11 protein-coding genes are annotated in these 13,993 nt (G+C 70.7%); 6 read left to right on the top strand and 5 right to left on the bottom strand.

Annotated elements, in window-relative coordinates; translation table 11 throughout:
* Position 1 precedes the first annotated feature (1 nt).
* Genes AC1ECW_RS06390 through mltB form a run of 3 tightly spaced genes read left to right on the top strand, consistent with a single transcriptional unit; the run spans position 2 to position 4,192 of the window.
* Entirely contained in the window at positions 2-988 is a 987-nt protein-coding gene (locus tag AC1ECW_RS06390; RefSeq protein WP_481201466.1) for a DUF58 domain-containing protein, read from the top strand.
* Entirely contained in the window at positions 985-3,078 is a 2,094-nt protein-coding gene (locus AC1ECW_RS06385) for a transglutaminase TgpA family protein (protein ID WP_481201465.1), read from the top strand. Before AC1ECW_RS06390 ends, AC1ECW_RS06385 begins: the two co-directional genes overlap by 4 nt.
* Positions 3,071-4,192 (top strand): lytic murein transglycosylase B, encoded by a 1,122-nt coding sequence (gene mltB, locus AC1ECW_RS06380; protein WP_481201464.1) that lies wholly within the window; start codon positions 3,071-3,073, stop codon positions 4,190-4,192. Before AC1ECW_RS06385 ends, mltB begins: the two co-directional genes overlap by 8 nt.
* Here mltB and AC1ECW_RS06375 read toward each other — a convergent pair.
* The 4 genes from AC1ECW_RS06375 to AC1ECW_RS06360 form a co-directional block, all read right to left on the bottom strand.
* Entirely contained in the window at positions 4,170-4,304 is a 135-nt protein-coding gene (locus AC1ECW_RS06375) for a hypothetical protein (RefSeq protein ID WP_409705028.1), read from the bottom strand. The two genes, mltB and AC1ECW_RS06375, sit on opposite strands and share 23 nt — an antisense overlap.
* A 245-nt stretch (positions 4,305-4,549) precedes the next feature.
* Positions 4,550-5,506 (bottom strand): alpha-E domain-containing protein, encoded by a 957-nt coding sequence (locus tag AC1ECW_RS06370; RefSeq protein WP_409705026.1) that lies wholly within the window; start codon positions 5,504-5,506, stop codon positions 4,550-4,552.
* A 2-nt stretch (positions 5,507-5,508) separates the two neighbouring features.
* Positions 5,509-6,945 (bottom strand): circularly permuted type 2 ATP-grasp protein, encoded by a 1,437-nt coding sequence (locus tag AC1ECW_RS06365; RefSeq protein ID WP_409705024.1) that lies wholly within the window; start codon positions 6,943-6,945, stop codon positions 5,509-5,511.
* A 23-nt stretch (positions 6,946-6,968) separates the two neighbouring features.
* Positions 6,969-9,464: a DNA internalization-related competence protein ComEC/Rec2 gene (locus AC1ECW_RS06360; protein WP_409705022.1), complete on the bottom strand. Its 2,496-nt coding sequence runs from the start codon at positions 9,462-9,464 to the stop codon at positions 6,969-6,971.
* A 70-nt stretch (positions 9,465-9,534) separates the two neighbouring features.
* Between AC1ECW_RS06360 and AC1ECW_RS06355 the strand changes: the two genes are divergently transcribed.
* From AC1ECW_RS06355 to AC1ECW_RS06345, 3 genes are read left to right on the top strand one after another with little or no spacing between them, the layout of a single operon-like run.
* A complete protein-coding gene (locus tag AC1ECW_RS06355; RefSeq protein ID WP_409705020.1) occupies positions 9,535-9,990 on the top strand; it encodes a RidA family protein in 456 nt (151 codons plus the stop codon).
* A 10-nt stretch (positions 9,991-10,000) separates the two neighbouring features.
* A complete protein-coding gene (locus AC1ECW_RS06350) occupies positions 10,001-10,477 on the top strand; it encodes a disulfide bond formation protein B (RefSeq protein ID WP_409705018.1) in 477 nt (158 codons plus the stop codon).
* 21 nt (positions 10,478-10,498) lie between these two features.
* Entirely contained in the window at positions 10,499-11,674 is a 1,176-nt protein-coding gene (locus AC1ECW_RS06345) for a zinc-binding metallopeptidase family protein (protein WP_481201463.1), read from the top strand.
* Here AC1ECW_RS06345 and parC read toward each other — a convergent pair.
* A complete protein-coding gene (gene parC, locus AC1ECW_RS06340) occupies positions 11,663-13,975 on the bottom strand; it encodes a DNA topoisomerase IV subunit A (protein WP_481201462.1) in 2,313 nt (770 codons plus the stop codon). The genes AC1ECW_RS06345 and parC overlap by 12 nt on opposite strands.
* Positions 13,976-13,993: the final 18 nt, after the last annotated feature.

Genomic DNA, 13,993 nt, shown 5'->3' with positions numbered 1-13,993 from the left:
GATGAGCGCCCTGACCCTGCCGGCGCGCGCTCAGGCCTGGCGCGAACGATGGCAGCGCTGGTGGGCGCTACGTCATCCGCGCAGCGACAACCTGCAGCTCACCCATCGCAATGTCTACATCCTGCCCACCCGCCCCGGGGCGTTGTTCGCACTGACCTTGCTGGTGCTGCTGCTGGCCTCGATCAACTACCAGCTCAACCTGGGCTACCTGCTGACCTTCTTGCTCGCCGGCGCCGCGGTGGTGAGCATGCACGTGACCCATGGCACCCTGCGCGGCCTGGGCCTGTCGCTGCGCGCCGCGGCCCCCTGCTTCGCCGGCGAAGACGCGCGCATCGAGGTCACGCTCCAGCACACCCGGCCGCGCCCCCGCCATGGCATCGGGCTGCGGGTGGCTGCGCCCGGACGCCGGCCTCCCGCCTGGGCCTGGACGGATGTGCCCGCCGCCGGCATGGCCCAGGTGCACCTGGGCTTTCCTGCCACCCGACGCGGCTGGCTGGACGTGCCGCCACTGCACATCGAGACCCGCTTCCCGCTGGGCATCTTCAAGGTCTGGACGCTGTGGCGACCGGCCGCCCGCGTGCTGGTCTATCCCCGGCCCGACCCCCGCCCTGCGGCGCTGCCAACACCTGAGGCCCGTCCCGGCGGCCCGACCGTCAGCGCGGACCTGTCCGGCGTGGAGACCGAGGGCGTGCGCGCCTACCGCCGGGGCGACCCTCCCCGCCGCGTGGTGTGGAAGAAGGTGGCCAAGACCGACCAGCTCGTCAGCCGTGAAGGCGCCAGCACCGCCCAGCTTGAACTCTGGCTGGACTGGCAGGCCGCCGGTGGGCCCGACGCGGAGCAGCGCCTATCGCGTCTGTGCGCCTGGGTGTTGGCAGCCGAGCAGCGTGGCCTGCGCTACGGCCTGCGCCTGCCCGGCCTGGAACTGCCACCCGGCAGTGGCCCGGCGCACCAGCGCGCCTGCCTGGAAGGCTTGGCCTTGTGGTCATGACACCCGACCGCCCCCGACCCCGCGTTGCCGGACCCTGGTCGCGGCTGCGCAGCTTGCCGCGCGAGGCCCGCGACACCCTGTTCCTGCTGGCCGTGATCGCCTGGGTGGTGGCCCCCCACGCGGGTCACCTGCCCATGTGGTGCACGGGCCTGACGGCCGCCATGCTCGCCTGGCGCGCCCGCCTGGCCCTGCTCGGCCGCGCGCTGCCGGCACGCTGGGTGATGGTGGGGCTGCTGCTGCTGGCCATGGCCGCCACGGCCTGGACCCATCGCACCCTGCTGGGCAAGGACGCCGGCGTGACCCTGCTGGTCGTGCTGGTGGCCCTGAAGACGCTGGAGCTGCGGGCGCGGCGCGATGCCTTCGTGGTGTTCTTCCTGGGCTTTTTCCTGGTCCTGACCCATTTCCTGTACTCGCAGGCTCTGCCGGTGGCGATGGCGATGGTGGTCGCCGTCTGGGGGCTGCTGACCGCCTTGGTGCTGGCCCACATGCCGGTGGGCCAGCCCAGCCTGCGCCAGGCGGCAGGGCTGGCCGCAAGGATGTGTGGGCTGGGCGCGCCGATCATGGTGGTGCTCTTTCTGCTGTTCCCCCGTATCGCACCGCTGTGGGGCGTGCCCGGCGACGGCCTGGACGCCCGCACCGGCCTGTCCAACCGCCTCAGCCTGGGCAGCGTGGCCGAGCTGGCCCTGGACGACAGCGTGGCGATAACCTTGCGCTTCTTCGGTCCGGCACCACCGCCCGAGAGCCTGTACTTTCGCGGGCCGGTGCTCAGTGAGTTCGACGGCCGGGAATGGCGCCCCCTGCCCGCCGGCCTGTTCCTGCCCGGCCTGCTGCGCCCCGAGATGCGCGCGGATGCCGCCGGTGCGGTCGACTACGAGATCACGCTGGAGCCCACCCGGGTGGCCGTGCTGCCCATGCCCGAGCTCACGCCCGGCTTGCCGCCCGGCCTGCCCGAGGACCTGCGGCTGCGCCAGCGTGCCGATTTGCAATGGGCCACCAGCCGCCCCCTGGACGAGCGGCTGCGCCTGCGCGCCACAGCCCATCCGCGCTTCGAGCACGGCCCCGCGGAGCCGGTGGCCGGGCTGCGGCACTATGTGGAGCTGCCTCCGGGCTACAACCCGCGCACCCTGGCCTGGGCGGCGCAGATGCGTCGCGACCCGCGCCTGGCCCAGGCCGATGCCGACACCCTGGCCCAGGCCCTGCTGCGCCACATCCGCAGCGCCGGCTACACCTACACCCTGAACCCCGGGGCCTATGGCGACGCGCAGGGCCGCCATGCGATCGACGAGTTCTGGCTCGACCGCCGCGAAGGCTTCTGCGAGCATTTCGCCGCCGCCGTCACTGTGGTGTTGCGCGCGCTGGACATCCCGGCACGCATCGTGACCGGCTACCAGGGTGCCGAGCGCAACCCGGTGGACGGCTACTACCTGGTGCGCAACAGTTTCGCCCATGCCTGGGTGGAGTACTGGCAGCCCGGGCGGGGCTGGGTGCGCCTGGATCCCACCGCCGCCGTGGCCCCCGACCGCATCGTGCGGCACACCCCGCTGCGCCCCGCGCCCGGCCTGCTGGCCACGGCCCTGGGCAACGTCACCCCCGGCCTGCTGGCGCAACTGCGCCACCAGTGGCAGGCCCTGAACACCGCCTGGAACCAGTGGGTGCTGAACCACTCGCGCGGCCGCCAGCTCGAGCTGCTGCGTCACCTGGGTCTGCGCTCGCCAAGCTGGCAAGACCTGGTGCTGGTGTTGCTGGGCCTGCTCGTGACGGCCAGCCTGGCCGGTGCGGCCTGGGCTTGGTGGGAAAGACGCCATGTGGACCCCTGGCTTGCCACCCTGCGCCGCATGCGCGCCGTGCTGGCCCGGCGCGGGCTGGCCAGTGACGACACCACCGCCCCGCGCGAACTCGCCCGGCGGGCCCGCGAGCGCTGGGGCCCTGCGGCCCAGGCGGTGGAGGCCGTGCTGCTGGAGATGGAGGCCCTGCGCTATGCCCCCGGGGCCTGGCCGCCGATGCGCGGGCCCACTACACTGGGGCTGGGCGCCTTGGGTGCCCTGCTGCGCCGCCTGCGCCGGCATGCCCGACACCTGCCCCATGCCTGACATCCTGCTGCGATCCTCCCGCCTGTCCCAAGCCCTCGCCCTCGGTAGCCTGGCCTGCACCCTGGCCTGGGCCGCCCCCGCGTTCGCCCAGGCTCCGTCCAAGCGGCCCGCCGCCGAAAGCGCCGCGCCCACCTATGCCGGCCGTGCTGACGCCATGGCGCTGGCCGACGAGATCGCCCAGCGCCATGGTCTGGATGCGGCATGGGTGCGCGGCCATCTGGCCCAGGCCCGGATGCTGGCCGCGGTGCAGCGCCTGATCATGCCGCCGCCGGCCGGCACGGCCAAGGACTGGACAGCCTACCGCGCCCGCTTCATCGAGCCTCAGCGGGTGCGCCGCGGCGCCGAGTTCTGGCGCGAGCACGCCACCTGGCTGCGCAAGGCCGAGGCCCTGTACGGCGTGCCTGCGCAGGTCGTCGTGGGCATCATCGGCGTGGAGACGCTGTATGGGCGCCACATGGGCGGCTTCCGGGTGTTGGACGCCCTGGCCACGCTGAGCCTGGACTTCCCCCCCGGCCGGCGCGACCGCAGTGCCTTCTTCCGCGAGGAACTGGCCCAACTCTTCGTGCTGGCCGCCAGCGAGGGGCTCGACCCGGCCTCGCTGCGCGGCTCCTATGCGGGCGCCCTGGGGATGCCGCAGTTCATGCCCAGCAGTTGGAACCGCTATGCCGTGGATTTCGACGGCGACGGCCGGGTGGACCTGCACGGCAGCGTGCCCGACGTGATCGGCAGCGTCGCCCACTACCTGGCCGAATTCGGCTGGACGCCCGGACTGCCGACCCATTTCGAGGTGCGCGCGCCCGTGGACACGGCCCAGCGCGCCGAGTTGCTAGCCCCCGACATCGTGCCCAGCTTCACGGCGCAGGAGTTTCTCGACCGCCAAGCCTGGCTGCCCGAAGCCGCCCAGGCGCATGCGGGCCTGCTGGCACTCGTGGAGCTGCAAAACGGCAGCGCCGCGCCCAGCTACGTGGCGGGCACGTCGAACTTTTACGCGATCACGCGCTACAACTGGTCGAGCTACTACGCGATGGCCGTCATCGAACTCGGTTCGGCGGTGGCGCAGCTCGTGCGGACCGAGGCCGCCGCACACCAAGTCAGCGCGGGCCGGACGGACTGAACAGATCGTCGGGCAGGTCGGTGATTTCGGTCACCTCCAGCCCCTTTTCGAGCTCGTGGGCCGAATCCATCCACCAGGTCTTCTCGGCCACCGCCCCGGTAGGGTGCGTCAAGCTGTTCTCCATCGATTCCCGAAGCGCCTGAGGGGCCCGGGAGGCGGGCTTGCCGGACTTGCTCGCGAAGGAAAACATGGGCGACCTCGGACTGCTGATCTGGTGTCCATGATGCGTCGCCGGGTCACCCCCGGCAATCCCCGCATTCGTGTGGGAAGCCCCCCCAGCCGGCGCAGGACGTGCGCTGCATCACACCCCAGCCATGTTCGGCAGGCGAGCAAGTCCTCCCGGCCGCGACGGCGGCCTCAGGCCATGGGCACCAGGAAGTCGCGGCTGATGCCGCGGCCCAGATCCCCGATGCGGTCGAGGAATTGCGTCAGGTAGGCGTGCAGCCCGGTGGACAGGATCTCGTCGATGCGGGCGTACTGCAGGTCGGCATGCAGCCGTCCGGCACGCCGCCGCGTCTCGGCGGACTGCTCGTTGGCCACATGCGAGAGGTTGGACACCACCTCGGCCACGCAAGCCGCCAGCGAGCGCGGCATGTCCGGGCGCAGGATCAGCAGCTCGGCCACCTTCTCGGGCCGGATCACGTCGCGGTAAACCTTGCGGTAGACCTCGAAGCCCGACACCGACCGCAGGATCGCCGACCAGTGATAGAAGTCGTACTCCTGCTCCCGGGCCGCCTGGCTGCCGAAGAAGTCGCCGTCCATGCCCTGGAACTTCACGTCCAGCAGCCGCGCCGTGTTGTCCGCGCGCTCCAGGAAGGTGCCCAGGCGCAGGAAGTGGAAGGCCTCGTCCTGCAGCATCGTGCCCAGGGTCACGCCCCGCGACAGGTGCGAGCGGAACTTCACCCATTCGAACACCTCGCCCGGCTCGCGCTCGAAGCGCCCCTCGGCGATCAGCCGCCGGAACTCCAGCCAGGTCTGGTTCTGCGTCTCCCAGACCTCGGTGGTGAGCGTGCCGCGCACCGCACGGGCGTTCTCGCGGGCCGCACGCAGGCACGACAGGATGCTCGAGGGATTGCGCTCGTCGCACACCATGTAGTGCATCACCTGGCGCGATTGGATCGCACCGTAACGCTCGCCATAGTCGCCCGTGAGCTCGCAGATGCCCAGCAGCCCGCGCCACAATTGCTCGGCCGAGGCCGCGCCGCGGGGCATCAGCAGGGTCTGGTAGTTCACGTCGAGCATGCGGGCGGTGTTCTCCGCCCGCTCCATGTACCGCGCCATCCAGAAGAGGTGGTCCGCCGTTCGGGAAAGCATGGTCAGGCCTCCAGTACCCAGGTGTCCTTGGTGCCGCCGCCCTGCGAGGAATTGACGACGAGCGAACCCTCGGCGAGCGCCACGCGCGTGAGGCCGCCCGGCACCATCTGCACGGTGCGGCCGGTCAGCACGAAGGGGCGCAGGTCGATGTGGCGCGGCGCGATGCCGCTATCGACGAAGGTCGGGCAGGTCGACAGGCTCAGCGTGGGCTGGGCGATGTAGCCAGCCGGATCGGCCAGCAGTCGCGCCCGGAAGGCCTCGATCTCGGCCTTGGTGGCCGCCGGCCCCACCAGCATGCCGTAGCCGCCGGCACCGTGCACTTCCTTGACCACCAGATCGGCCAGGTGGTCGAGCACGTACTTCAGGTCCTGCGGCTGGCGGCACAGATAGGTGGGCACGTTGTCCAGCAGGGGCTTTTCGCCCAGGTAGAACTCCACCATCTTCGGCACATACGGGTAGATCGATTTGTCATCGGCGATCCCGGTGCCGATGGCGTTGGCCACCGTCAGATTGCCGGCACGGTAGACGTCGAGCAGGCCCGCGCAGCCCAGCACCGAGTCGGGCCGGAACGCCAGCGGGTCGAGGAAGTCGTCGTCCACGCGGCGGTAGATCACGTCCACGCGGCGCGGGCCGCGCGTCGTGCGCATGTACAGATAGCGGTCCTTCACGAACAGGTCCTGCCCCTCGACCAGTTCCACGCCCATCTGCTGCGCCAGGAAGGCATGCTCGAAGTAGGCCGAGTTGTACATGCCTGGCGTGAGCACCACCACGGTGGGCTCGCTCACGCCGGCCGGCGCGACGGCGCGCAGCGACTCGAGCAGCAGATCGGGATAGTGGGCCACCGGGGCCACGGCATGGTCGCTGAACAGCTCGGGGAACAGCCGCATCATCATCTTGCGGTTCTCGAGCATGTAGCTCACACCGCTGGGCACGCGCAGGTTGTCCTCCAGCACGTAATAGCGGCCGCTGCCGTCGGGCTGGGCGGCGCGCACGATGTCGATGCCGGCAATGTGCGCATACACCCCGCCGCTGACGTCCACGCCCTGCATCTCGGGACGGTACTGGCTGTTGCGCAGCACCTGCTCGGCGGGCACGACACCCGCGCGCAGGATCTCCTGGTCGTGGTAGACGTCATGGATGAAACGGTTGAGCGCGGTGGCCCGCTGCACCAGCCCCCGCTCCAGCGCGCGCCATTCGGCCGCGGGAATGATGCGCGGGATCAGGTCGAAGGGGATGAGCCGCTCGGTGCCCGAACCGTCCTCATCCTTGTCACCATAGACGGCAAAGGTGATGCCCACGCGGCGGAAGATCATCTCCGCCTCGCGGCGCCGCGCCTGCATCAGGTCGCGGGGCTGACGGGCAAGCCAGCGGTCGTAGGTCTTGTAATGGTCACGCACCGTCGCGCTGGTGGCATGCATCTCGTCGAAGCTGGGTCTCATCGCTCGGTTCCCTTGGCCTGGATCTAAAGCAAGTTCCGGGCCCAGGCCAGGTCCAAGCCTTGGGGCCGCGGTGCTCCATGGTGCCAGTAACGTCGGCGCAGGTCACGCTCGCATTGCCCGCGCCCGGCCATCCAGCGGTAGGCTCCGCAGGTCGGGGTGGCGATGCGCTCGATGCCGCGTTCACCATAGCGGGCCCACACCGACGCAGCCGGATGGCCGAAGCGGCTGCGATACGCCGCCTGGAACACCGCCACACGCGGCTGCACGGCCTGCAGGAAGTCGTCGGTGCTCGAGGTGCGGCTGCCGTGGTGCGGAACGAGCAGCCAGTCGGCGGCGAGCCGCTCGGCCTGGGTCTGGACCAGGCGCACCTCCTCCCGGCGCTCGATGTCGCCGGTGAGCAAAGCCCGGTGCTGCGGGGTCGAGACCTTCAGCACGCACGACACCTGGTTGGGCTTGAGCGGTGGGGCTCGGTCCTGCGGTGCCGGGTGCAGGATCTCGAAGTCCACCCCATCCCACCGCCAGGCCTGGCCGGCCGTGCAAGGCGTGTGCGACACCATCCACCGATGCAGTTCGTGGTCCGGTTCCAGCGAACTCATCACGGGCGTGTCCGGATAAGCCGCCAGGAACGCCCGCGCCCCGCCCACGTGATCGGCGTCGCGGTGCGAAAGCACAAGACGGTCCACCCGCCGCTCGCCCAGCGACTGCAGCACTGGCACCAGCACGCGCTGACCCGCATCGTCGTCGTCCGAATAGACCGGCCCGGTGTCGTAGACCAACGTATGGTGCGCCGTGCGCACCAGCACCGCCGTGCCCTGGCCCACGTCCAGCGCGATCAGCTCGAACTGCCCTGGCACCGGGCGCGACACCGTGGGCCAGCACAGTGGCAGCCACAGGGCCAGGGCCAGCAGGCGCAGGGCCGGCGGCAGGGGCAGCACCGCCAGCACCCCCCCGGTCAGACCGGCGGCCATCGCCCAGGCCGGCGCGGCCGCCGTCGCCCACTGCGCCAGGGGCCAGGCCGCCAGCCAGGCCAGGCCGCCCATGAGCCCCCCGAGGATGGCCGCCGCCACGTCCCACAGCGCAGCCCAGGCCACACCGAGCAGCGCCAGCGGTGTCACCCCCAGAGTCACGACCGGCACAGCCACCAGGTTGGCCAGGAAACCCACAACCGAGACCTGCTGGAAGCACACCAGCGTCAGCGGCGCCAGCCCCACGGTGGCGATGGCCTGGGTGCGCAGGCCGGCCCCCACCGAGCGGCGCAGCCAGCCCCGCCAGCGGGCCGCGCCGCCCGGGTCGGTCTCCAGCGTAGCCTGCACCCATTCGCGTTCGCTGCCGGCCAACAGCAGCGCCACCGCGACGAAGGACAGCCAGAAGCCCGGTTGTAGCAGCGCCCAGGGATCGACGACGGCGACCACCGTGGCCACCACCAGCAGCATCAGGCCCCAGGGCCAGTGCCGACCGAGCTGCGCCAGCACCGTCGCCGTGGCCAGCATCCACACGGTGCGCTGCGCCGGCACGCCCCAGCCGGAGAACACCGCGTAGGCCACGGCCAGCACCAGACCGCCCCAGCGCGCAGCCACCGGCGCGGGCACGGCCAGCATCCAGGCCGGATGCCCCCGCCACAGCCGGCGCAGCACCGCCGCCGCGAGCCAAGCGAACATCGTGACATGCAGGCCACTGATGGCCATCAGGTGGGCCACGCCGGTGATGCGAAAGAGGTCCCAGTCCGCCTCGTCGATCGCCGACTGCTCGCCCACCACCAGCGCCGTCAGCACCCCCGCCTGGCGCGGATCGGTCACGCGCTCGACGATGCGCTCGGCCACGGCCTGGCGCCAGCGGTCCACGAGATGCCCGTCGGCCTCGTCGAGCTTGCGATGGCGCGCACTGCGCAGCGCGCGCACGTAGCCGGTGGCGCCAAAGCCATTCTCGAAAAGCCACAGCTCCGCATCAAAACCATGGGGATTGAAGCTGCCGTGCACCTGCCGCAGGCGCACCACGAGCTGCCAGCGCTGGCCCGCCGTCAGGTCCTGCGGCGGCCGCTGCTGCAACTGGCCCTCGCGCAGCCCCCCGCGCCAAGTCAGCAACACACGCTGCGGCACCCCGACCTCTTCGGGGCGGCGCGCGGCCTGCCCGTCAGGGGCCCAGGCCGGCCGCACGGCCTGCACCTCGAAGGCAAAGCGCACACTTCCCTCGCGCCACAGAGGCAGACCCGCCACCCGGCCCACCAGCTCGAGATCCACGCCCTCCTGTGCCGGATCGAGCCGGTCGGCCAGGCGCGCATGGGCGCGCAGCTCCGTCAGACCGAAGCCCAGCAAGGCCGCCGTGAGCGCCACCCCCAGGCACCACAGCCGGCTGCGGCATGCCCGGCCGCACCACAGCACGGCGGCCCCGAGCCCGGCCAGCGCGATCGCCGCCCCATCCAGCCACAACGGCCACAGCGCGGCCTGATGCAACTGCCCGACCGTGCCCGTGCCATAACCCACCAGGGCCCAGGCCAGGCCCCATCCCTGCTTCTTCGTCATCCGACGTCCTCCCTGAACGCCTCATGGTGCGAAGTGTAGGATTGCCTGTTGTCCCGCAAGGAGCCCCGACATGTCCGTTTACAACCAGCTCAAAGCCCTGAACATCGAATTGCCGCCCGTGGCCACGCCTGCGGCCGCCTACGTGCCCTTCGTGCGCACGGGCCACCTCGTCTTCCTGTCCGGCCACATTGCCCGCAAGGACGGCAAGCCCTGGGTGGGCCAGCTCGGCAAAGACCTCGACACGCAAGAAGGCAAGGCCGCCGCGCGCGCCGTCGCGATCGACCTGATGGGCACCTTGCAGGCCGCCGTGGGCGATCTGAACAAGGTCCGGCGCATCGTCAAGCTGATGAGCCTGGTCAACAGCACGCCCACGTTCACCGAGCAGCATCTCGTGACCAACGGCGCTTCCGAACTGCTGGCCCAGGTCTTCGGCGACCGGGGCGCGCACGCACGCAGTGCCTTCGGCGTGGCGCAGATTCCGCTGGGTGCCTGCGTCGAGATCGAGCTGATCGCCGAAGTGGAGTGAGGACACCGTCTTGAATCGACTGACCCTGAACACGGCACTGGGCGCCGTCATCGTGCTCTGCCTGGGTGGCGTGGCGGCCGCCCTGGTGTCGCAGTACGTCTTCGAGATGCAGCCGTGCCCCTGGTGCATCCTGCAAAGGGTGATCTTCCTGGCCGTGGCGTTGTTGGCCGCGCTGGCCCTGCTGCTGCCCGCGCGCGCCCTCCGGCAGGCCTTGGCCGGCCTGGGCCTGGCCCTGGCCGCCTCGGGCATCGCGGCGGCGGTTTACCAAAACCGTGTGGCCGCGCAGGAGTTCTCCTGCAACCTCACGCTGGCCGACCGCATCATCAGTGCCCTGGGCCTGGAAAGCGCCGTGCCCTTCTTGTTCCGCATCTCGGCCTCGTGCATGGACGCGGCGGTCGACCTGCTGGGCCTGCCCTATGAAGCCTGGAGCGGCCTGCTCTTCCTGGTGGTGGGGCTGGTGCTGCTGGCGGGCCTGCGCGCGCGCTGACGCGCCTGAGCCCGGCCCGCCATGGCAAGCTTCTTCGACACCCTGTCGGCCCGGCTGGGCCAGGCCTGGAAACCGCAGCGCCGAGCGCGCGCCTTGCGCGCCTACCGCTGCGTGTGCCATCGCCCGGTGTTTTTCCGCAACAGCGAATGCCTGGCCTGCCACGCCCCGCTGGGCTATGAACCCTCACGCGGCCAGGTGCTCGCCCTGCGTGCGGCCCCTCAAGCCCCCGGGCTGTGGGAGCTGGCCGACGGCAGCGCACCGCAGCGCTTTCGCCGCTGTGCGAATTTCGAGTCCCCGGCCGGCTGCAACTGGCTCGTGCCCGAGCACGACCCGACACCGCTGTGTCGCGCCTGCCGCCTGAACCGCACCATCCCGGACCTGAGCCAGCCCGACAACGCGGTGCTGTGGCAGCGCATCGAGGCCGCCAAGGCCCGGCTCGTGTCCTCGCTGCTGGCACTGCAACTGCCGGTGCGCTCGCGCATCGGCGAAGACCCGCAGCACGGCCTGGCCTTCGACTTCCTGCGTGCCCTGCCGGGCGGCCCGGCAGTGGTGACCGGGCATGCCGGCGGCATCATCACCCTGGACATCGCCGAAGCCGACGATGCCCACCGCGAACGCGTGCGCCGCCAATTGCACGAGCCCTACCGCACCCTGCTGGGCCACCTGCGCCACGAGGTGGGCCACTACTACTGGGAGCGGCTGGTGGCCACCAGCGCCTGGCTGGAGGCGTTCCGCACGCTTTTCGGCGACGAGCGGCGCGATTACGCCGCCGCCCTGCAGCACCACTATGCCGAGGGTCCGCCCCCCGACTGGGCCCGCCGCCATGTCAGCGCCTATGCCAGCGCCCACCCCTGGGAGGACTGGGCCGAGACCTGGGCGCACTACCTGCACATGGTGGACACGCTGGACACGGCCCTGAGTTTCGGACTGGAGGCCGACGACCTCGAAACCGGCTACGAGCCCTTCACCCCGGACTGCCTGTACCGCCCGCAGGACCCCGACGCCGCACGCTTCTTGTCCGTGGTGAACGCCTGGACCGAACTGACCGCCGTGCTCAACGAGCTCTCGCGCAGCATGGGCCAGCCCGACTTCTACCCCTTCGTGCTGTCCCGCGCGGCCGTGGCCAAGCTGCAGTTCGTGCACCTCGTGGTGACGCAGGCGGCGGCCGAGGCCGCCGCTTGTGGCTCAGCCGGGTAGCACGCGCGTGGCCTTGAAGCCCAGGGCCTTGCCCTTGCGGGCGCGCCGGCCCATGTGCTCGGACAGGGCGGCGCCGCGATAGTCCTCGTCCTTGGCCTTGCCGCCGCGTCCCGTGCCCAGCACCTTCAAGGTCCCGGCGAAGGCTGCCACCGACACCAGCGGGTCCTTGGCATCCACGTCCATCAGCGTGAGCCCGCGGCCGCCCTTCGGTTGCAGCTTCAGCTCGTTGAGCGGGAACACCAGCAGCCGCGCGCTCAACGACAGGCAGGCCACCTGGTCGGCCCCGGGGGCCACCGGCGCGGGCGGCAGCAGGCGCGCCCCCTCGTCGAGGTCGAGGAAACTCTTGCCTGCCTTCTGGCGCGACACCATGTCGCCGATGCGCGCCAGCAGGCCGTAACCGGCCGTGCTGGCCAGCAACAGCGTCGCATCCGGCGCTCCGGCCGCGTAGTGGGCCGGCTGGGTGCCCGGCTCCAGCTCGATCATCGTCGTCACCGGCTGCCCGTCGCCCCGTGCTCCCGGCAGGGCACTGACCGCCACGGTGTAGACGCGGCCGTTGCTGCCGAAGACCAGCAGCGTATCGACCGTGCGGCACTCGAAGGTGCCGTACAGGCCGTCACCGGCCTTGAAGGCAAAGCTCGCCGGGTCGTGGCCGTGGCCTTGGCGGGCGCGCACCCAGCCTTTCTGGCTGACCACGACCGTGACCGGCTCGTCGATCACCTTGACCTCGGCCACCGCCTTCTTCTCTTCCTGGATCAGGGTGCGACGTTCGTCACCGTACTGCTTGGCATCGGCCTCGATCTCCTTGACCACGGTGCGCCTGAGCGCGGCCGGACTGCCGAGGATGTCTTCGAGCCGGACCTGCTCGCCGCGCAACTCCTTCAACTCCTGCTCGATCCTGATCGCCTCCAGGCGTGCCAACTGGCGCAGCCGGATTTCGAGGATGTCCTCGGCCTGACGCTCGCTCAAGGCGAAGCGCTCGATCAGCGCCGGCTTGGGTTCGTCGGCGTTGCGGATGATGCGGATCACCTCGTCGATGTTCAGCAGCACGAGCTGCCGCCCCTCCAGCACATGGATGCGGTCGAGCACCTTGCCGAGACGGTGGCGCGTGCGACGCTCCACCGTCGCCAGGCGAAAACCGATCCATTCGGTCAGCACCTGGCGCAAGGACTTCTGCGTGGGCCGGCCGTCGCTGCCCACCATCGTCAGGTTGACCGGCACCGAGCTCTCCAGGCTCGTGTGAGCCAGCAGGGTGGTCACGAGCTCGCGCTGGTCGATGCGGCTGGTCTTGGGCTCGAAAACCAGGCGCACCGGCGCATCCTTGCTCGATTCGTCGCGCACGGCATCGAGCACCGACAGCACGGCGGTCTTGAGCTGGAGCTGCTCGGTGGTCAGCGCCTTCTTGCCGGCCTTGATCTTGGGGTTGGTCAGCTCCTCGATCTCCTCCAGCACCTTCTGTGCACTGGTGCCGGGGGGCAGCTCGGTCACCACCAGTTGCCACTGGCCGCGCGCCAGATCCTCGATCTTCCAGCGCGCCCTCACCTTGAGGCTGCCGCGCCCGCCGGCATAGGCCTCGCGGATGTCGGCCGCGCTGCTGATCACCTGGGCGCCGCCGGGGAAGTCGGGGCCCGGCAGCAGGGCGTAGAGTTCGTCGTCGGAAAGCTCCTCGTTGCGGATCAGCGCCACCACGGCCGCCGCCACCTCGCGCAGGTTGTGCGAGGGGATCTCGGTGGCCAGGCCCACCGCAATGCCGCTGGCACCGTTGAGCAGCACGAAAGGCAATCGCGCGGGCAACTGGCGCGGCTCCTGGGTGGAGCCGTCATAGTTCGGGACGAAGTCGACCGTGCCCTCGTCGATCTCGTCGAGCAGCAGCCGCGTGATCGGTGCCAGGCGTGCCTCGGTGTAGCGCATGGCCGCAGCACCGTCGCCATCGCGCGAGCCGAAGTTGCCCTGGCCGTCGATCAGGGGATAGCGCTGACTGAAGTCCTGCGCCATGCGTACCAGCGCGTCGTAGGCCGCCGTGTCGCCATGGGGGTGGTAGCGGCCCAGCACATCGCCCACCACACGAGCGCTCTTCACGGGTTTGGCACCACCGCTGCCGGTGAAGCTCAGTCCCATGCGCTCCATCGCATACAGGATGCGGCGCTGCACGGGCTTGAGCCCGTCGCACACATCCGGCAGGGCCCGGCCCTTGACCACGCTCAGCGCGTATTCCAGGTAGGCGCGTTCGGCATAGCGGGCCAGGGTCAGGCTGTCCTCGCCTTGGCCGCCCATCGAAAAATCCATCGTCGTCTGGTCCATCATGGCGTGCTTGGTGCCGCG

Source organism: Caldimonas hydrothermalis, assembly GCF_056746695.1.
This window is presented reverse-complemented; position numbering and strand designations above follow the sequence as displayed.

Bases quoted from the DNA above. Each gene is read 5' to 3' on its own strand.
- mltB (WP_481201464.1), top strand. From the start codon at position 3,071: ATGCCTGACATCCTGCTGCGATCCTCCCGCCTGTCCCAAGCCCTCGCC.
- AC1ECW_RS06385 (WP_481201465.1), top strand. From the start codon at position 985: ATGACACCCGACCGCCCCCGACCCCGCGTTGCCGGACCCTGGTCGCGG.
- AC1ECW_RS06355 (WP_409705020.1), top strand. From the start codon at position 9,535: ATGTCCGTTTACAACCAGCTCAAAGCCCTGAACATCGAATTGCCGCCC.
- AC1ECW_RS06345 (WP_481201463.1), top strand. From the start codon at position 10,499: ATGGCAAGCTTCTTCGACACCCTGTCGGCCCGGCTGGGCCAGGCCTGG.
- AC1ECW_RS06360 (WP_409705022.1), bottom strand. From the start codon at position 9,464: ATGACGAAGAAGCAGGGATGGGGCCTGGCCTGGGCCCTGGTGGGTTAT.
- AC1ECW_RS06365 (WP_409705024.1), bottom strand. From the start codon at position 6,945: ATGAGACCCAGCTTCGACGAGATGCATGCCACCAGCGCGACGGTGCGT.
- parC (WP_481201462.1), bottom strand. From the start codon at position 13,975: ATGATGGACCAGACGACGATGGATTTTTCGATGGGCGGCCAAGGCGAG.
- AC1ECW_RS06370 (WP_409705026.1), bottom strand. From the start codon at position 5,506: ATGCTTTCCCGAACGGCGGACCACCTCTTCTGGATGGCGCGGTACATG.
- AC1ECW_RS06390 (WP_481201466.1), top strand. From the start codon at position 2: ATGAGCGCCCTGACCCTGCCGGCGCGCGCTCAGGCCTGGCGCGAACGA.